General features: G+C 55.8%; 15 protein-coding genes. 13 read left to right on the forward strand and 2 right to left on the reverse strand.

From position 1 onward, the window contains the following. Nucleotides 1-18: 18 nt before the first annotated feature. From C6366_RS09300 to C6366_RS09360, 13 genes are all read left to right on the forward strand, one after another. Nucleotides 19-1,320 carry a glycosyltransferase family 4 protein gene (locus tag C6366_RS09300; RefSeq protein ID WP_107737301.1) on the forward strand — a complete coding sequence of 434 codons (1,302 nt, stop codon included), beginning with the start codon at nt 19-21 and terminating at the stop codon, nt 1,318-1,320. A 12-nt stretch (nt 1,321-1,332) separates the two neighbouring features. After that, nucleotides 1,333-2,727: a radical SAM protein gene (locus C6366_RS09305; RefSeq protein ID WP_107737303.1), complete on the forward strand. Its 1,395-nt coding sequence runs from the start codon at nt 1,333-1,335 to the stop codon at nt 2,725-2,727. A gap of 7 nt (nt 2,728-2,734) precedes the next feature. Beyond that, nucleotides 2,735-3,553 carry a DapH/DapD/GlmU-related protein gene (locus C6366_RS09310; RefSeq protein WP_107737305.1) on the forward strand — a complete coding sequence of 273 codons (819 nt, stop codon included), beginning with the start codon at nt 2,735-2,737 and terminating at the stop codon, nt 3,551-3,553. Between the two features lie 118 nt (nt 3,554-3,671). Further along, nucleotides 3,672-5,372, forward strand: coding sequence for a glycerol-3-phosphate dehydrogenase/oxidase (locus C6366_RS09315; protein WP_158269718.1), 1,701 nt, complete (start codon nt 3,672-3,674; stop codon nt 5,370-5,372). Between the two features lie 28 nt (nt 5,373-5,400). Continuing rightward, on the forward strand, nt 5,401-5,805 hold the full coding sequence (locus tag C6366_RS09320) for a GtrA family protein (protein ID WP_107737309.1): 405 nt from the start codon (nt 5,401-5,403) through the stop codon (nt 5,803-5,805). A gap of 309 nt (nt 5,806-6,114) precedes the next feature. After that, a complete protein-coding gene (locus C6366_RS09325) occupies nt 6,115-7,098 on the forward strand; it encodes a glycosyltransferase (RefSeq protein ID WP_107737310.1) in 984 nt (327 codons plus the stop codon). A gap of 44 nt (nt 7,099-7,142) precedes the next feature. Beyond that, complete coding sequence (locus C6366_RS09330) at nt 7,143-9,203, forward strand: discoidin domain-containing protein (protein ID WP_146164808.1); 2,061 nt, start codon at nt 7,143-7,145, stop codon at nt 9,201-9,203. Between the two features lie 311 nt (nt 9,204-9,514). Next, nucleotides 9,515-10,573, forward strand: coding sequence for a glycosyltransferase family 2 protein (locus C6366_RS09335; protein WP_107737314.1), 1,059 nt, complete (start codon nt 9,515-9,517; stop codon nt 10,571-10,573). A gap of 143 nt (nt 10,574-10,716) precedes the next feature. Next, nucleotides 10,717-12,225 carry a hypothetical protein gene (locus tag C6366_RS09340; RefSeq protein ID WP_107737316.1) on the forward strand — a complete coding sequence of 503 codons (1,509 nt, stop codon included), beginning with the start codon at nt 10,717-10,719 and terminating at the stop codon, nt 12,223-12,225. A 43-nt stretch (nt 12,226-12,268) separates the two neighbouring features. Then, nucleotides 12,269-13,282 carry a lysylphosphatidylglycerol synthase transmembrane domain-containing protein gene (locus tag C6366_RS09345; RefSeq protein WP_158269719.1) on the forward strand — a complete coding sequence of 338 codons (1,014 nt, stop codon included), beginning with the start codon at nt 12,269-12,271 and terminating at the stop codon, nt 13,280-13,282. 71 nt (nt 13,283-13,353) lie between these two features. Further along, the gene (locus C6366_RS09350; protein ID WP_107737320.1) at nt 13,354-14,034 is read left to right on the forward strand and encodes a bifunctional 2-polyprenyl-6-hydroxyphenol methylase/3-demethylubiquinol 3-O-methyltransferase UbiG; all 681 of its coding nucleotides are present in this window, start codon (nt 13,354-13,356) and stop codon (nt 14,032-14,034) included. Further along, nucleotides 14,031-15,059, forward strand: a complete 1,029-nt coding sequence (locus tag C6366_RS09355; RefSeq protein ID WP_158269720.1) for a glycosyltransferase — start codon at nt 14,031-14,033, stop codon at nt 15,057-15,059. Before C6366_RS09350 ends, C6366_RS09355 begins: the two co-directional genes overlap by 4 nt. Nucleotides 15,060-15,176: 117 nt before the next feature. Further along, the gene (locus C6366_RS09360) at nt 15,177-15,965 is read left to right on the forward strand and encodes a GDSL-type esterase/lipase family protein (protein WP_107737323.1); all 789 of its coding nucleotides are present in this window, start codon (nt 15,177-15,179) and stop codon (nt 15,963-15,965) included. On the opposite strand, the gene C6366_RS09365 is transcribed toward C6366_RS09360, so the two are convergent. Next, nucleotides 15,959-16,966, reverse strand: coding sequence for a polysaccharide deacetylase family protein (locus C6366_RS09365; RefSeq protein ID WP_158269721.1), 1,008 nt, complete (start codon nt 16,964-16,966; stop codon nt 15,959-15,961). The two genes, C6366_RS09360 and C6366_RS09365, sit on opposite strands and share 7 nt — an antisense overlap. Nucleotides 16,967-17,120: 154 nt before the next feature. Further along, on the reverse strand, nt 17,121-19,679 hold the full coding sequence (locus tag C6366_RS09370; protein ID WP_107737327.1) for a hypothetical protein: 2,559 nt from the start codon (nt 19,677-19,679) through the stop codon (nt 17,121-17,123). Nucleotides 19,680-19,707 lie beyond the last annotated feature (28 nt).

A 19,707-nucleotide genomic window follows, 5' to 3' on the forward strand; every position in this document is an offset into this window, starting at 1 on the left:
CTGAGACGGTTACGCACGATGACTTCTGAAAACCCTTCTCACTCCTCGCTGGATATCCTCCTGCTCGCCCCGCATCCCTTTTACCAGGAGCGGGGCACGCCCATGGCCGTGGACATGCTCCTGGGCGTCCTCAGCCGCCGCGGTCTGCGGACCGCCCTTGCGACCTTCGCCGAAGGCGAAGAACGGGCCTATCCTCATGTCGCAATCCATCGGATTGCGGATCTGCCGCTGGTGGGGCGCGGGATCGCCCCCGGGTTGTCGTTGAAAAAACTGGTTTGCGATGTTTTCCTTTTCGGCAAGGCCTTCAAGATCGTCCGAAAAACCAGGCCTCGCTTGATCCATGCCGTGGAAGAATCGGTTTTCATGGCTCTGGTGTTCCGGACCCTCTTCAAGATTCCGTATATTTATGATATGGACTCCTCCATGTCGTTGCAGATCATCCAAAAAAAGCCTCTACTCAAACCGCTGGGGCCGTTTTTTCGCTGGATTGAAGGCCTGGCCATCCGCAGGGCCTTGATGGTGATTCCCGTCTGCAATGCCCTTGCCGACGTCGCCCGTGCCTCCGGGGCAGCCCGTGTCCGGGTGCTTTGCGACGTTTCCATGCTCTCCGCCTCCACGAGCTGCACTCTTCCCAAGGAAACGCTCGGAGAAAGCCCCGGTGAACCTTCCAGGGCCGTCCCGGACCTGCGCTGTCGCTACGCCATCACGGGAACCTGTTTCATGTACGTCGGCAACCTGGAGCGGTACCAGGGAATTGACCTGCTCCTGGAATCCCTGGCGATTGCCCTGCAGACGGACCCAAACCTGGATATGGTCATTGTCGGCGGCAGATCGCAGGACATTGCCAACTACCAGGAAAGGTGCCGGGAACTCGGGATTGCGGCCAGGGTGCACTTCACCGGACACCTGTCGGTGGCCATGCTGCACCCGCTGCTTCAGCAGGCTGACGCAGTGGTTTCACCTCGGATCAGCGGAGAGAACACACCCATGAAAATCTATTCCTACCTGGACTCGGGCCGTCCGATTTTGGCCACTGACCTGCTCACCCACACCCAGGTCCTTACCCCGGAAGTGGCCGAACTCGTCCACCCGGATGCACCGTCCATGGCTGCCGGGATGCTCCGCTTGTCCAGCGATGCAGAGCATCGGCAAAGACTGGCCCGCACGGCCAAGGAACTGGCCGCCTGCGACTACTCTCCGGTGGCCTTTGAACGGAATCTCAACGCGATTTACGACGACATTCTCGGGCGGCTGGAGGAGTCCGACCCGCCCAGTGCGTCGCCACGTCATCCTTTGACGAAACACACACCAACACCCTGAAGAAGACCGCTTATGAAAATTCTTTTTGTCTACACCGACATCAATGTCCGCGGTGGCGCGCGCAGTTATCAGTTCGGCATCGGGAGCATCAGCGCGGTGCTCAAGCAGCACGGGCACGAGACGAGGCTGCACTACATGTTCAGCGACTTGAAGATCAATGACCTTCTTCGGGAAATCGACGAGTACAAGCCCGACCTCCTGCTTTTCCCCGCCGTTTCCCCGCAATATCCTCATGTTTATAAAGTCCTGGAGGCCCTGCCCGCGTCACGCCCGTTCACCGTCTTGGGAGCGCACCACGCCACGCTGCACCCGGAATGCCTGATGGACACTCCGAACCTGGATGCCATCTGCATCGGCGAGGGCGAGTATCCCATGCTGGAGTTGGCGGATGCCTTTGAAAAGGGGGCGCCCATTGACAATATTCAGAATCTCTGGATCAAAAAGCCCGATGGGACCGTGATTAAAAATCCCACGCGCCCGTTCATTCAGGATCTCAATGAGCTTCCCTTTCCCGATCGCGAACTGTTCGACATGCAGGCCGCCATTGACTCCGATTTCAAGACCGCCCTGTTCATGTTTTCCAGGGGATGTCCCTACAACTGCACCTTCTGCAGCAACCATGCGCTGCGGACCAAGCAAGAAGGCAAGTACGTCCGGTTTCGCAGCGTCGAAAAGTGTATCGAGGAAATTCGGGACGTCACCGGAAAGTATGACGTCCGCGCCCTGTACTTCAACGACGACTGCTTCACCGCCTCCAAGCAGTTCGTGACCGAATTCTGTACAGCGTACAAAAAAGAGTTCAACTACCCTTTTGACATCAACGCCCGCCCCGAAACCTTGAACGACGACATCTGCACGATCCTCAAGGACGCCGGGTGCCGCAGAATCAGTATCGGCATTGAAAGCGGGGATGAAACATTTCGCCGCGAAGTGCTGAACAGGAAGATGGACAACGACGCCATTGTCCGGGCCTTCGACTCCTGCCGCAGGGCCGGCATCAAGACAAAATCCTTCAATATTGTCGGCTTTCCCCGGGAAACTCCGGAAATGCACCAGGAAACTGTCCGACTGAATGCCAGGATCAATCCGGACAGCGTGATCATAGGCATTTTCGAGCCTTACCCAGGGACCAAACTTGCCCAGATGTGCCTCGACGACGGAATTCTCGGTTCCGTGCACACCTCCGGGGCCTTCATCGGCCGCACGGACACCGTCTTGGACATGCCCCAGTTCCCCCGCGATAAAATCATTAAATGCTTTCGGACATTCGCCTACAACGTCTACAAGGGGCACTCCCTGAAAAAGGCCCTGCTGCTGCGGATCTACTATTCCCGGCACGGCCAGTTTCTGGCCCGTTGCCTTGGACCGGTCAAGGATAAAATCAGAACAATGGTCATGGGAGTGTAGCCACGCTATGAAACCGGATTTTCACGAGCAAGTCAGCCCTGGTCGAACCTGCAATACGCACCTGGTTCGCGTGCAAAAGGACCTGTCCGGCAGCTCCAAGGTCAAGAAGTACCAGGAGTTGATTGTCGGACGTCCCGGTCTGTACGCCTTGTTCAAGTACGAGCTGATCAACCTGCTCTGTCAGGGTCTGCCTGGAGTCCTCGGCCTTGTGCTCCGTCGCGCGCTGTATCCCGGACTGCTCAAAAAGTGCGGCAAGAACGTCGTCTTTGGCCGCAACGTGGTCCTGCGCTCCCCAAGCCATATCGAAATCGGCGACAATGTAATCATCGACGACAACTGCCTGATCGACGCCAAAGGATTCGGCGATTCCGGCATCGTGATCGGCTGCGGCAGCTTCGTCGGACGCAATTCCATCCTCAGCTGCAAGAACGGCCGGATCCACCTGGGGAAAAACGTCAACATCGGCTTTAATTGTGAAATCTACTCAGGGAGCCTGGTCAGCCTGGAGGATGACTGCATGATGGCCGCCTACAGCTACCTGATCGGCGGAGACCATGACGCCGGGGACGTCCAGGAAGCCGTAAACAAACAAGGGGGAACGTCCTATGGCATCCTCATGCAGCAAGGCAGCTGGGTCGGGGCCGGGGTCAAGGTTCTTGACGGCATCACCATCGGCCAGCATGCCATCGTAGGCGCCGGAGCGGTAGTCACCCGCAACGTCGACGCCTACATGGTCGCCGCGGGCATACCGGCCAAGGCGATCAAGAAACGCTGCACGGACCAGGGCGCGCCAGCTGGTGAACCGGATATCCAGGAAGTCGCATGACGGCCGTTTTCCCCGGAAGAGTCCCGGACTGGTTTTCAGCGCTGAACAGGGAGTACGTGAACGCCCGTCACCGTTCGTCTAGCCCCTCGATGATGACTCAACACCCTGGGTGCTCCACGTGAAACGCGACCTTGAACGGTTGAACCATGAACAGTTTGACGTGGTCGTTGTCGGTGGTGGGGTGTACGGCCTCTGCACGGCCTGGGACGCCGCGTTGCGCGGGCTTCGGGTAGCCGTCGTGGAACAGGACGACTTTGGAGCCAAAACGTCAGCCGCGTCATTGAAATTGATCCATGGTGGTCTGCGGTACCTTCAGCACCTGGACATCTCCCGGATGCGCGTCTCCATCCAGGAACGCCGCTGGATGCTGCGCATGGCCCCGCACCTGGTCCATCCCCTGGAATTCATCATGCCCTGCTTCGGCCATGGCATCAAAGGCCCCGAAGCCATGCGCGCGGCTCTCCTGGCCAATGATATCATTTCCTGGGATCGGAACCGGGATCTGCCGCCCCGGCAACAGGTCCCTCGTGGCCGCGTCATCTCCCGCAAGGAGTGCCTGGAACGCATCCCAGGCTTGCCAGCCGAGGGACTGACCGGCGGAGCAGTGTTTTATGATGCTCAGATGTACAATTCCGAACGACTGACCCTGTCCTTCGCCCTTTCCGCCGCGCAGGAGGGAGCAGCACTGGCCAACTATTTGGAGGTTACCGGATTTGAGCGAAAAAGCGGTCGGATCATTGCGGCAAAGGTCAAGGATCGCTTCACGGGCGATGATTTGCGTGTGGCCGGCAGATTCTTCATCAATATGACCGGCCCCTGGACGGACATCACCAGCAAGCTTCTGGAGACTCCCGCACCGTCAAGAGACGTTGTCCGTTCCAAGGGCATCCAGCTGGCAACCACTCCCTTGGGTCCTGCCTCAGCCTTTGCCGTGGAGGGTCGGCAGACGGACGAAAGCTCCGTACTTCGCCGAGGGGGACGCAATTATTTCATCACGCCCTGGCGCGGGCTCTCCTTGATCGGGACCACGGACACCATCTACCGTGGAAACCCAGGTGAATTTCGGATTACCAGGCAGGATGTCCTGGAATTCCTCAAGGAAATCAACACCGCCTACCCGCCGGCGAAACTCTCACTGCATGACGTCCGCTATTGGTTCGGCGGGCTCCGCCCTGTCGGCGAGGAACGTTCCGCACCGGGGACGGTTGCGGCATCGCATCGCTACCAGATTCGCGATCATCAGTCCGACGGTGTGACCAATTTGATCAGCGTCGTCGGCGTAAAATATACCATTTGCCGCCACATCGCCGAAAAAGTCGTGGACCAGATTGCACCCCGGCTGAACATCTCCTCTCGGCCCGGTCGGACCCGGCAAACCCCACTTTGGGGAGGAGGGTTCGAGCAGCTTGAATCCTTACATGCTCTGGCGGACGACCTTGCCCTTCCGCCCGATGCCGTCAGAAACATGGCCCGCAACCATGGAACATCCATGCGCACCATCCTGGAAATAATCCGGAAACAGCCGGAGCTCGCCCGCCTGCTTCCCGGTTCCAGGGAAATCGCGACCGCTGAAATCGTTCATGCCGTACAGCACGAAATGGCCCTGACCCTCTCCGACGTGGTTCTGCGCAGAACCGACCTCGGCTCCCGAGGACACCCCGGCGCCAGCGCGCTGGAGGAGTGCTCCATGCTTGTCGCCCGCGAACGGGGCTGGAACGAGACCCGACGACAGAACGAACTCGCCGTTGTGGAGGACTTTTTCAGCCTGACGGACAGCCCGTCTGTCGGCTCAACCGAGGGCCTATCGAACACCGGTTGATCCCCTTCCGGGTTTCTGGAATACTCCCATGCCAGTAGCCGACTCGCCCAGGACCGCCATGCTTCAGCTCTTCCGGCAGTTCCTCACCTTTACCGGTGTCGGCGCCGTCGGCACACTCCTGCATTATCTGACGCTGATCCTCGCGGTCTCCGTTTTTGGCCTGGCCCCAACGACCGGAACGGGCATCGGGGCGACGATCGGGGCGTTGACGAACTATCTTTTGAACCGCAGGATCACCTTTCGCAGCTCATGTCGACATTGCGAGGCACTGCCGAAATTTCTGATCACCGCGGCATCCTCCCTGGGACTGAACGTCGTCATTGTCGGTCTGTTGACGCATGTCGGGCTGCATTACCTTCTGGCACAGGTCTTCGCTACCGGCACGGTACTTGTCGGCAATTATCTGGCTGCTCGACTCTGGATTTTCCGCTGATCAACACGTCCAGACGACCCAAGACCGTGGCTACCGGTTGGACCCAGTTGTTTTTCGAACCGGATATGTATTTGCTCAATAAGTCCAGGCAGCCTGCCATCGGGATTCTGTGCTGCCTGGATAGCGGGACGCGTCGGCCTGCGCCGGCATGACGGAATGGAGTGCCACGCAGGCGAATATCCTGGGTCGTCACCCCGGCCCAGGCCGGTGTCCAGATATTTTCGTGGGTTCAATTGCCCGGAGTTATTGAGCAGTTACCCGGATATTCATTAATCCCTTTGCTTTTTAACTAAAAATGGAGACCAATCCGTGAAACCACGACTCGCCATCCTTGTACCGCTCTACAACGATTGGCCCTCCTTCATCCAGCTGGCGAGCGCCATTGACAACCTTGTTCCGTCATGGGGTGCCGAGGTAACGCTCTACGTTGTGGATGACGGGTCCACCACTGAATTGGTCACGGACCATCTGCCCCAGTTGCGCCACCTGACAAGCATTGAACGTATCACGCTTGCCGCTAATCTGGGTCACCAGCGGGCCATTGCGGTGGGACTCTGCGAGCTGGCGCAATCCAAGTCGTTCGATGCCGTCATCATTGCGGACTCCGACGGTCAGGACCGTCCCGAGCACATGCTGGAACTCTTCGCCGCCCATAGCCGACACCCCGAGGCACTTGTTGCGGCCCAACGATCAAAGCGTTCCGAAAATTTCATTTTCAGGCTTTCGTATACGGCCTACAAATACCTGTTCAAATTACTGACCGGTAAGTCCATCGACTTCGGTAACTTTTGTCTCGTCCCGCAGAGCCATTTGCAACGCCTAACCCATATGCCTGAAGTCTGGAATCATCTTGCCGCGGCTACGGTTCGTTCCCGCTTACCGATCATCCGGGTGGCAACGCCCCGCGGCGAACGCTATGCAGGCAGGTCCTCCATGAACATTCTCAACCTGATCGTCCATGGGCTCAGCGCCATCTCTGTCTTTACGGATATTCTTTTCGTGCGACTTCTGATCTTGTCCGGATGCATCGCCGGAGTCGCGCTTGTGGCGTCCTTGGTGGCCACGATCATCCGCTTTACCACCCAGCTTCCGATCATCGGCTTGCCAACGCTCATTGTCGGCTTTTCCGGCGTCCTGTTGTTCCAAAGCGCGACATTCGCCGTCATCGCTGCCTTGATGATGCTTTCTACACGATCGTCGTTCCCTTTCGTCCCCGCGCACCACGCCGCTCGATTCATCGCCAAGAAGGATCGGATCACCCAACGTTTTGACCTCTCATCCATGCAAGACTGAGAAAGCCAAAACCAGCTCTCCAGCTATTACCTCAGGACATCCTCATGAAGATAACAGAACGTGCCTCCCGCCTCTTTCCAGCACGCCGGAGCTTGTTGGTGGTCTGCCTCCTGGTGGTATTGCTTGCTGTCGGGATACGTGTCGCCGTAGTCCAGATCAGCGTAGGCCATTTGCCCGTCACCACGGACGAATCCCTCGTGGTCCTCAAGGCCAAACGGATCACCGAAGGTGAACTGCCGCTGGTGGCCATAGCCCAGCCTTACCAGTTTCCCATCGAATCCTATGCCATGGCCCCGTTCGTGAACCATGTCGAGAGATCCCCGCTGGGCGCCCGCTTCGTAGCCGTCGGCCTTTGGTCCGTGACGCTCATCCTCCTGATTTGCATCGCTCGGCGTCTCTCCAACCAATTGTGGGCATGGCCCACGCTGGCTCTCATTCTTTTCCCCTCTGCATACCTGTTGATGGTTCAATTCGGCTACGCCATGCCTCATTACAGCCCGGCAATGGTCCTCAGCCTGGCCGCTGTGCTGATGGCCGTCAGCGTTCCGGAGCAACTCATGCTTCGCGGCCTTGCCCTGGTCTTCGGCATAGGCATCTGCGCCGGATTGGCCTTTTCCAACAACATGCTGGCCTTGACCATGACGCTGCCCGCGGCTTTCGTTGCCCTCACCCGATCCGGCTTCAGAGGTATGCTGGCGCATATTCCGGTTTTCACCATTGGTCTGGGTGTCGGCCTGATTCCCTACCTTGCAAGCGTGCATCTCCTACCCGGCGCCCATAGAGCCGTGGCCGGAACACGGAGCATCGCCGAAGCCTTGGACAGACTCTGGCACCCGACTCTGTCGTTCACCCTGCCTCGAAGCTTCGGTTTCGACATGACCACCTTTCCAGACACCACCCATCTGCTGGGGTTTGGCGCATGGTTCGTTCCGTTCATGGCGATCATCTTCGGCCTGGTGCTCTTGGCTGCCACCATCCTCAGTGCATGGCGGATTGGAAAGCAGCTTGGAGACCGGAAATGGCCAATTCCTCAGGGACTGGACATCTTCGTGGCCACGTCCTGGCTGACCCTGGCAATTTTTGCTCTCAGCGCTCAGCCACACGCCCACTCCTTTCGGTACATCCTGCCAATTCTTCTGATTTTTCCATTTTTGATCGGTGCACTGTACCTGGCGGGGGGGAAATGGGTACGCTGTTTTATGGGGAGCCTGACGGTCTTTCTCGTGGCCATGAACATCCTCGCCACGCTGGTTTTGCTCCAGAAATGGAAAGAACCTGATTTCGCAGCTCAGGTGATGGGCACACCAGATCTGGAGCCGACACTGACCTTTTTGCGGGAACACGACATCGGGCACTGTGTGGCCTCGCACTGGGTTGCCTACCGCGTAAATTTTCTGACCGACGAGCAGATCATTTGCAGCCAACCAGTGAACGAGCGGTTCCCGGGTTGGCCAATTCCCTACAAGCAAGAGGTGGATGCGGCAAAGCGCGTGGCCTTTGTTTTGACGGACCGAATTCGCTTTCTGACACCGAGTCTTTTCGAACAGCATCTGGAGCTCGCGGACATAACCGCGTCCAGACAAACATTTGGGGATTTCATCGTCTATCACGACTTTCTTCCGAAATGGCATGCCTTTCAGGAACAACGCCTTGATCCCGCTCTTTTACAGGCTTCAGCACTTCATTCCACGGAAAACGCACATTATTTGGTTGATGGAGTTTCCGGAACCCGATGGGTCAACAGACGTTCCCAGGAGAACGGAGAATGGGTCCAGGTCGATTTCCCTGAGCAGAAGCTCCTTTCCCGGCTCTATCTGGACTACACATGTTATCCTCACGACCGCCCGAGGTCACTCAACATCCTGCTTCATTTGGAAACCGGATGGGAAAAGGTCGCTTCTTCCGTTCCCGATGCTTTCCAGCCCTTTAAGTTTTCCGGAAGCCATCCCATATATGGTAGCATGCTCCAGGCGATCCACATTTCTCCCCCAGAATTCACGGATGCTGTCCGCATCGAAGTTGCAGACCCGAATCCAGCCCGAAATTGGAGTATCTGCCAGATTGAGTTCTATACATCCGACGATCCCACCCCAGGTTCCGGCTGATTCAGAACGAATTAATTATTAAATTTCAAATGTATGCCAGCAACTTCTTTTGTTCAGTTCCTGATTTGCTTCAAAGGCCGACTGGCAAAAACCCTGAAGCCTTTGGGCAGTACTCCTGCAAAGCAGGTTAACGCAGGCTTGATGCCTTCGACAAAATCTATATTTTTCAGCTGGTTCGACGACATTCAGAATCTAGATTATTTAACGGCGACAACCTCCCTTGTGTTTTTGAAAGCTTACACCTACCAAGCACTCAGCAATTCGCTTTTTTCAATAACTTCCGTTATCATCCTTGATCTCACTCACAATCCATGTCCAACCCTCACTTGAACATTGCGGCCGCGCAACGCGAACGGGTCAACCAACTTCCCTCCGTGTCCATCATCGTTCCGGCCTACGACGAGGAAATTGTTCTCCCGCGTTTCCATGAACGTACGCGGGCCGTGCTCCAGGCCACCGGTTGCCCCTACGAGTTCATCTTCGTAAATGACGGCAGTCGCGATGCCACGCTGGAAGTCTTGCACCAGCTGCGCCGCTTTGATGAACATATCACCATCATCAATCTTTCTCGCAACTTCGGCAAGGAGGCAGCCTTGACCGCGGGCCTGGACCATGCCTGCGGGGATGTCGTGGTCATCATTGACGCCGACCTGCAGGACCCTCCGGAGTTGATCCACGATTTCCTCGCTGGTTGGCGCGAAGGATACGATGTCGTCTATGCCGTACGAACTACCCGCGAAGGCGAGTCTTGGTTCAAACAATTCACCTCCAAGTGGTTCTATCGCTGCATCCAGAGGGTCAGCGACACCCCGATACCCGTGGACACCGGGGATTTTCGTCTGATGAGCCGCCGAGCGGTCCAGGCCTTGGCCCAGCTTCGAGAACAAAACAGGTTCATGAAAGGCCTCTTCGCCTGGATCGGCTATCCGACCAAACCCGTCCGGTATGCCCGCGATCCCCGCAATGCAGGTGTCTCCAAGTGGAATTATTGGAAACTCTGGAATTTCGCTCTGGACGGGATCACGTCCTTTTCCACTGCTCCCTTGCGGATATCGGCGTACCTCGGCTTGTTCACGGCGCTGTTCGCCTTTCTCTACGCCATTGTCGTCATCTACAAGACCCTGATGTTCGGTGATCCGGTGCAGGGATACCCCTCATTGATGGTTGTGACCCTTTTTCTTGGGGGCGTGCAACTGGTCTTCATCGGGATTCTTGGTGAATATCTAGGGAGAATCTACAACGAAACAAAGCGGAGACCGCTGTATCTTTTGGATGGCGTCGCCCCTTCGGAACTTCGACTCCACCTCGCGGACTCTCCAGAACACATCGCTCCTCCCGACCTTTCTCAACCACGCCGTCCCCATCCATGAGCTTGTCCCTGAGCAGTGTTTTCTGACTCGACCCTTGCAATCTCAGCTCCACAAGTTACAATGGGAGTTGTGGCGACGTATGTTACCTTACTCAACTGTTCATTGAGTCAACGTTGTCCTCTCTTCCAAAATAGGAGTATTTTATGAAGTCTCGTTTATTCAAAAATGACGTTTTCCGTTTGATCGGCTTTCTCACTGTGCTTGTGTCGGTATCCTTTTTTCTGACCGCCTGCTCCCGCAATGATGAACAACCAACTGTAAGCCATAGCCCACCCGCCGACTCGCTGGAACAGCATGTCGAAGACCTGACTGGCAGCCATACTCGTGTCACCTGGGTCCAGGACATTGGGGACGGGAGGGATACCTTTGCTCGTGGTGACCGGCTGCGCCTGATGGGGTTCGACTCACGGGACGGCCAGGGGAAGCGAGTCATCCTGGAGCAGCCTGCTAATTACACCAAGCCGATGATTACGCCTCACGGAGATCGCGTGGTGTACACGGATCGCACACAAGATGCTGTAATGGTCGTAGGGTTCGATGGAACCAATCAGAGGAAACTGGCCGAAGGCTCTGCTCTGGAAGTATGGGCTGAGCCCGGTAGTGGCCGGGAGTTTGTTTACGTCGGGACCGAAATGACCCAGGACCGGGCACCCTCGTTCCACCGTGTTGATCGCATCCCGCTTGACGGTCTCTCAGCGCCGGAAAAGGTCTGGGACATGTCCCCGGTAACGGAGAACAACTTTCAACTCTCCATTGACGGCAGACTCGCCGGCGGCATGTTTCCCTGGTCGGATGCCGGCGTTGCCCGGCTACCCAACGGCGGCTGGACGCGTCTTGGCCGGGGATGCTGGGTCTCCCTCTCACCTGACGATCAACATTTGTTCTGGATGTTTGACGGAGCTCACCGCAATTTGAACATCATCCAGTACGGCACGGATCGCCGCTGGCAGGTGAACATCAACAGCGCTCCCGGCATCGACGGCTATGAAGTCTACCACCCCCGCTGGTCCAACCACCCCAGAATCATGACCATGACCGGCCCTTATACCGTTGGTGGCGGTGGCAACAAGATAGGAGGTGGCGGAACGGATGTTTCCGTGCACATTGGTCGTTTCAGCGAGGATTTCCAGCATATTGAAGCATGGGTCCGCCTGACTGGAGATCAGTGGGCCGATTTCTATCCGGATGTCTGGACCCTCTCCGGGCTGGAACTGATCCTGGCCTACGACGCCGAAGCCGCTGTCTCTGGTGACGAAGTTGCTGTTGTGCCGGACGCGTCCCCCGCGACGGACACCATTGCGCATGATCAGGCCGTTTCTCCAGACGACGCCGTGGAAATCCTTGTGCGACTTCTTGAGGCCGTGGCGATTCCCACCCTTGAGGCCATCGCGCCCTACGACCGGGCGCTTGTAGCACACCGCTACGCCGTTGAGGATGTCCGTTCCGGCACCTATGATCAGCAAGAGATGCTCATCGCGTACTGGGTCATTCGTGACGGTGCGATTCTTGACGATGCCCACCGATCCCCCGGAGAGACATTCCATCTGCTCGTTGAACCGTACGACGATCGTCCGGATCTGGAAGGGGAGCGCTTATCCATGGACAGCGACGCCTTGATGATCCCGCTGTTTTATGAGGTTCAGCGACTGTAGCCCACCCGCTTGTTTCTCGTTCAAAAAAAGCTTGACCGCGCCCGTGGCAAACGTACCCCCCAAGAAAACCCAGTTCGTTGTTCGGGTTGTCCTGAGCTTTGGCCTCCTTGCAATTCTGGCCTACAGCATCAACCTCCAGGATCTTGCTGGCCTGCTCCTGGGGGTTCGCCCCGAGTTTGTCCTGCTCGTCCTTGCAGCCCAGCTTGTGGACCGGTTGATCAACACCTGGAGGTGGCAAGTCATGTTACGGGCCCAAGGGGTGGTCCTACCCCTATGGCCGTTGTTTCGAATTCAGATGACCACCGGGTGCCTGGGGAGTTTTCTGCCGTCCAACGTAGGCGTGGACGTGCTGCGCATGATGGCCATCTCCAAGTGTACCGACAGATCTATCCAGGCAGTGGCCGCGTCAGCCCTGGATCGTGGTCTTAATGTCGGCATCACATTGATCGTCGCCGCCATTGCTGGAATCTTCGCCGCCGGGCGGTATCTTCCCTGGTCCGTCGCCCTGGCCATGATTGTGTTATGCTTTGCTTTTTTTATCATTGGGCTTGTCTTCACCCGGCCCACTCTCTCCAGGATGCTTGGCCCCTTGATCAAACGCACCCTCGGCGTCGGCCTTTCCGAAAAACTGAAAACCATTTATCAGAGCTTTCTTGAGTACGGCCGACAGCCACGCATTCTTGCCCTGGCCTCGGCACTCACGCTGCTGATTTTGCTTGTTCGGGTCATGATCGTCTATCTTGAAGCTCTGGCCTTGAATATTCATATCGATTTTCTCGCTCTGGCCCTGGTCATGCCTCTGGCCTGGATCCTCCTCATGCTGCCGATCTCCGTTGGCGGTATCGGGTTGCAGGAAGGCGCGTTTTTCGCCGCCTTGCGAGGTCTTGGCGTCTCCGGTGCCGGGGCTGTAAGCATTTCCATCTTGGAGCATCTACTGAGCAGAATCGTCATCCTGCCCGGCTTCTACTTCTACCTCCGCGGCGGGCTCGTCGGGGCAAGAAAAGATGAAATCGTCCGCTGCGCATCAACGGTCTCGCAGCAAGACCGCCCGCTGTAGGGTATCTCATCGGAATTTTATCCAGCAGCATTCCCATCAACCTTTCCACCAAACTCGACCGGATACGTGCCATGCCACTCAACGCTCTGCGAAAATTGTCTTTCTTGGTCAAAAACCATCCGTTGGTTCGACCTGTTCTCGAACGGAACCGCTGGCTTGTCGCGGCCTATTTCGACTGGCGGTACCGCAAACCGGACACGTACAATTACTCCGCAAGTGAGGAAGAGCGGATCAAGCGGGAGCGCATCGCATCATTTCTGGGTGACCGCCACTACACCAACATTCTTGAGGTCGGTTGTGGAGAAGGGTACATGACCACGGTCCTGGCACCGCTGGGGGAGCGCCTTCTGGGAATTGATATTTCCAAGATCGCCGTGGAGCGAGCCAGACGGATGCATGCGGGCAACCCCCGTGTTTCATTTCTGAAGGCCGATGTGTTTACGTTTCGCCCCAAGGAAACGTATGACTTGATCACCTGCTCTGAAATACTTTGCTATCTGAACCTTGAACAGATCGACCAAGCTGTCCGCAACCTTATCGCGCACCTTGCCCCAGGCGGAAGATTACTGGCCGTCGATGTCTTTGCTTCCGGGGAATCGGAAGAGGGGCTGGAACTCAAAAAAATCGGGGCCAGAACCATTCACCCCCTTCTGGAGGCGATTCCAGGGCTCACGAGCACCCAGGTACAGACCCACCCTGGCTACGAAATGATGCTGTTTGAAAAAACAACCGCATCCGGATCCGACACGTGACAGAATCATTGCCGCGTGTCAGCGTCGTGATTATCAACTACAACGGCGTGGACAGGTTGGAGCAAACTCTCCACGCCGTTGAGCTGCTTGCCTACCCGGAGGTGGCCGAAGTTGTCGTCGTCGATGACGGTTCTTCCGACGGAAGCCAATTCCTGGTCAGAGAACGATTCCCCCACATCCGACTCGTTGAACTGGGACAGAACCAGGGGGCCGCAGCGGCTCGCAACAGGGCGCTTGCCGAGGCTGGCAGCGAGCTCATTTTTCTCCTGGACAACGATATCGTCGTTGAACCGGATTGTCTCAGCCATCTGGTCCGGGCCAAACAGAAGGTCCCCCATGCCGGAGCCGTGCACCCAACCATCATCGATCAACATGACCCCCGGTTGTCCGCCCACTACAACGGGGGCTTCATCCATTACCTGTGCGCCTATATTCCCAAGGACCAGGTGGAAGAGGACCACGCCGTTTACGACGTGGTCTCCGGAGGGGCCCTGCTGCTGGAAAAATCCCTTGCGGAGCGGATAGGCGGGTTTGACGAGGCGTATGTCTTCAACTGGGAAGACGGGGATTTCTTGTTTCGCTTGACCCTTACCGGCCGTCCCTGCTTGAATGTCACTGCGGCAAAGGTCACGCACACCGCTGCGCCGCGCGGCACCTCCAAGGCCTTTTTTCAGGTCCGCAACAGGTGGTTTTTCATCATCAAGATGTATGGCTGGCGGACCATCGCGCTGAGCGCCCCGGCGCTGATTGTTTTCGAGTGCTCGCAGTTCCTTTTCCTGCTGCTTAAGGGAGCGGGGAAGGAATACGTTACCGGAACATGGGCCGCCGCGCGCCAGCTTCCCGAACTGCTCCGCAAGCGACGGGCCGTACACCTGCTCAAAGTCGCTCATGACAGAGACGTCTTGCGTTCCGGCGACCTCTACGTCCCCCCGCAGCTTCTGAACAACCCCGTGCTCAGAGTCTTCAAGCGGGCCTATGTCGGCTTTTTTAATGTCTATTGGCTCCTGATCCGGAAATTCGTCTAAACTGTTCCCTTGCATTCCGCCAGCAGCTACAGCGCGCCCCCTATCCCGACAGCGTTGGTACGACCAGGTTCACAACATCCACAACGTCACTTGGAACGTTTTCCCTGATTTCGCAGCATGCCCAAGACCATGGTTTCCGTCCTCTTAGCGCTCCTTGTCCTATCATTGTTCATCAGTGTCCTGCTTGCCCGGCAGTGCTGGAACTCTTACCATTCCCTGCATATAGCCCGGCTCGACACCCTTGGACAACTTACTTTCCCGGAAGAGGAAAAACCTCAATCCGAGATCGGGCCTGCCGTGCTCTTTTTTGGAGATTCCCGTGCCGCGGCATGGCCATCTCCAGATCTCTCTCAAGAAGGCTTTCGAATCATCAATCGTGGAATCGGTGGGCAGACCACGGCACAGGTCAGATCTCGTTTTGAGCGCCATGTTTTGGGACTGGACGTGGACGTGCTGATCCTTCAGGTGGGCGTGAACGATCTCCGAGCCATAGCGGCCTTTCCTCACCAGCGCGAGGTTATTCTGCAGGAAACCGTTACGAATATCGGCTGGATGGTGGAACGTGCAACGGAAAACGACATCCATGTCGTTTTGTCCACGATCTTCCCCCTAGGAAAACTCTGGCTGCCGCGGAAACTGCTGTTGTCAGACACCGTATCCACGGCGATCCAGGAGGTGAATGGCCACCTCAAGGCCATGGGGGGGGCTTCCGTAACCCTGCTGGATACGGAAACGATACTGGCTGGCAATGACGGAGAGGTTCTCCGAGCGTACCGGGAAGATTACCTGCACATCAATAGCCGGGGATATGCGGCATTGAACCATGAACTGGCCGGAATCATTCAAGACCTTGTGTTCCGCGCCGATCCCATGACGATGGACGCCATGGACATTGGGAATCAGTAGATTTCCCGCTTGGTCATCCGGCGAACGAGCTTATGCGCGAACACGCTGGCAAGCGAATGCCGCCCTTTGCCTGGAAGGCGAAAGAGATAGTCGTCCTTGAGGCGGGGGATGGAAAAGGGATCAATTTCTGGGCAGGCCAGGGGAACCCCAGGAAGCGGCCCCAGGAAATTTGTCACATATCCAGCCTCCCAGCTCAATTCGCGAGCCACTCTTCCGGCAATGCACCAAGGAAAGGCCACATGCCGGACAGGTTTTTGCAAACGCTCCTCCAGCACTGTTCGAGAAGCCTTGAGGCTCGAAAAGATTGCGTTTCGTTGTTCAAAATTTGATTCGTACCGTTCCCCTTTCTCGGTCTCAGCGCCCTCCCATACCCTGTATAGCTCGCATTTCCACCCTGGCCGTTGAAAAAACAGCTCACCTCCGTGGTTTTTAACATGCTGGACGCAGGCCCTACGTCGACGCACGGAATCGAAGTACCGTGGATCGTCATCCATTCGTGAACCAAATGCATAGATCGGCATCCCCAGCTCCCGGATCTGCAGTTGGCCATCCTGCTCATCTCCCACTGTGGGCATATCCAGCTTGAGGTCATCGTCAAGCATACCGGGCCGAAGGAAATCCAGCACTCGCGGACTGGTAAATATCCGCTCATGGTGCATGGTGTGGGATTGCATATCCACGACACCTGACGCCTGCATTTCTCGAACTTCCGCCCAGGTCAGCCATTGCTTTCCCTGTGTGGTGGTATTTCGGGAATCAAGAATCCGACTCGGGACAAGAAAAGCCACGGCCTTGAAGCCGTATTTTTTGAGCAGCGGAAAGGCCGTATGGTAGAGGCTATGCTCTCCATCATCAAAGGTGAGCACGACACCAGGCCCCCGCAACTGGATTCGACGCTGGAGAAACAGGTACAGTTCTTCGGCATCAAGGACTTGGTAGCAGTTATCCCGCAGAAATCTCAACTGCGCTTCGAAGATAGCTCTGTCCACAGTATGCAGCATGAATATAGCCACGGAATTGTTTTTCATTTCCTGTGGAGAGGAGGAAGTTATAAAGCCAGGATATCGGTTGCCCAGATAAAATTTCAACTCGCCAAGAATTGAATTCAAAGAATGTAACATCTTTATACGCCTCTATATCGAATCGACCTGGCAGTCATTGTCTTAAAATAGTTAGCCCATCTATGCGCAAATCCGAGGCTCCGAAGTAAACCAGCGAGAAGCTCAGTGGAAGGTTGTTCTGGATATCTAGTGAAAATTCTAAATCCTCTCCTGCAATAAGCTCATAGACGGGTCCTTTTTTCGTATTCCAATCAAGCTCGACATGCAGAACTCCAAGCCGCGTCCCTGGAAGAGAATTATCTTCAAAAGCCAATTTAATGGCATAGTTGCCCGGAGCCATTGGCATTCTCGGTCCATAAAATAATATTCTCTTTTCTTCGTGGGACCGGCGGAAAACAACTTGTTCGTTTTTCAGGTCGGTGTACCCTGCTCGGAAAAATAGAGGTGCCGCCAGTTCAACTGATTGCCCTGGATTAAGAAAGCGCCAACGGCCTCCAGTAAGCAGCGCCATGTCCAGGTCGATTTCCCCTTCGTGAAGCTGCAGGTGCAAGGTGACCTGGGAGAATGTCTCTAGGGGAGCATGGGCAGTGAACCAATCCCATTCTCCTGACTCCACGCGAACCATCTTCTCTGAAAGGACCTCCCCGTCATCATTATGCACCCTGGCCAGGAGAAGACCATTTCCTCTGGCCCGGACAAGATAGCGAAGTTCCGGGGCCGGCGGTGTCGCGGTCAAGGGAAGCGTTACTGAGGAATCAGACGATTGCAAATTCACAAACGTCCAACCACTGGCCTCCTCATCGTCCCTCAAAGTTCCCCCAGTCCTTCGAGCGTTTTCCATTGCAAACAGTCTGGCTGGAAACAACGGCTTCTTCTCAAAATCAGATTCAGGATATTGCTGCGAGGAGCATTGACGATCCAGGATGCGAAAAGCCCATACAGGTCCATCTTGAGCCAAAAACTCTAAGCAAGGATGGTTTAGATACGTTCGCAGCAAATAGGATACGGGAAATGGTGCAACTTTTTCAGGATAAATGTCCTCATGCACCAAAAGGTGACGAATCCCCCTGGATTGGAGATTCTCGATCTGATCTTCGCTCAAATAGCCTTGATTGACACTCTCAAAGCGTCTGAACACATCCTCAAAATACGCCATGTCTATGGCTGGCGTGTATCCGTTGATCATCCTGATTCGATACGTGATGGCGTAGTGCTGATAAATGGAACCGAAATGGCTATCTCCGGGCCAAAGTGTTACTATGAACGCGCGGGGGAAGATACCCATTTCATTGGCATCATCGACCACGGCTTGATAAGCATGCTGTTCATTTTCCAGGTAGGATAACGTGGGACTCGGCAAAAGCAGATAGCTTCCAATCACAACTCCCCCCACCCCTCCGATGCAAACGGTTCTCCACCAAGCATGTCGCGGCCCGATGCGAACCACTGCATACAATGCCAATGCCCCGCCCAGGGCCAAAAGGGTTGGCATGAGCGTGAATATTTTCCCAGCTTGGCGGATCATGGCATAATGAGGAATCACTTCTCGAACGAGCGCGAAAAGACCGCCACTGCGTAAGCCATGCGGTCCAAGGGCCAGAAGGGCAATCCCTGCGATACCCCCCAGAAGAAATATCCAAAATAGCATGTTCCGCCATTGCGTCCGTGGGTTCCGCAGAAACATCGACACAAAGGCCAGACTGCCTAAGACCATCAGGATCGGAAAAGTGATCCCCACATGAACCTGGTTGGATATTCCTTGGGCTTCCCAGGAAAGAAAGCCGCTTTTTTGCGGTGAAAAAAGTCCCACCTCCCTCAAATCCCTTCCGCTCCCCATATGTGTATCCTCAAGAGAGGCAGACTGCGAGGTAACGGCAAAGACCAGCACAACCATAATTACGGCGAGAGGAAGCATTGCTCGTGCGATCACCAGCACACGCCCACGCAGTTGCATAACCACACGCGGTTCGGCGATAACGGACATTACACACCATCCGGGCAGAAGCAGGCAACTGAAAAAAAAGACATGCAAATCCGCGAAAAATGCCATCATTACGGAGAGACCCGCCAGGAACCCGCCAAAAATATTACCGTCACGAATGGCCATGTCCAGGCCAAGAAGCAACAACGGAACCCACATCATGGCGTACCCAGCAGGGCTTGCATCGAACAATTGCATCCATCGAAACGGCAGGGCTATTGCAAAGACACTGAATAGGGCAACAACCCACTCATCTTTCACGTACCGACGCAAAAACAACCATGTTGCCAATAAAGATACCCATAGGGAAACTAGCCCCGCGACATTCATCCCGAACGCCTGCCCACCGATGAGCGCTCCGGCCGTGTAAATCAGCGAAAATGGAACATAATACCCGCCGGGAAGATACCTATCCGTGTCATTTCCTGTGTTGAATTCGTAGAGATTGTAAAACAGGGGCGTACCTCCTGTGACCCATTCCTTGACCAGTTGAAAATAGTACAGCAACTGCAAGGCATCTGAAGGTACCATGTGGCGCACGGATTGGTCTGCCCCCCCGTGAGCCGATATAGCTACAGCGGTTGTCAAATGCATGGGCAGCGGCCATGACAGGACACACCAGACAATGAGACTCAAAACAAAACTTGCAGGAATCAGTATAACTGTTTTCATGACATATAAACTTCTTGAGCTACATAAA

The organism is Desulfonatronum sp. SC1 (assembly GCF_003046795.1).
Taxonomy (GTDB): Bacteria; Desulfobacterota; Desulfovibrionia; order Desulfovibrionales; family Desulfonatronaceae; genus Desulfonatronum.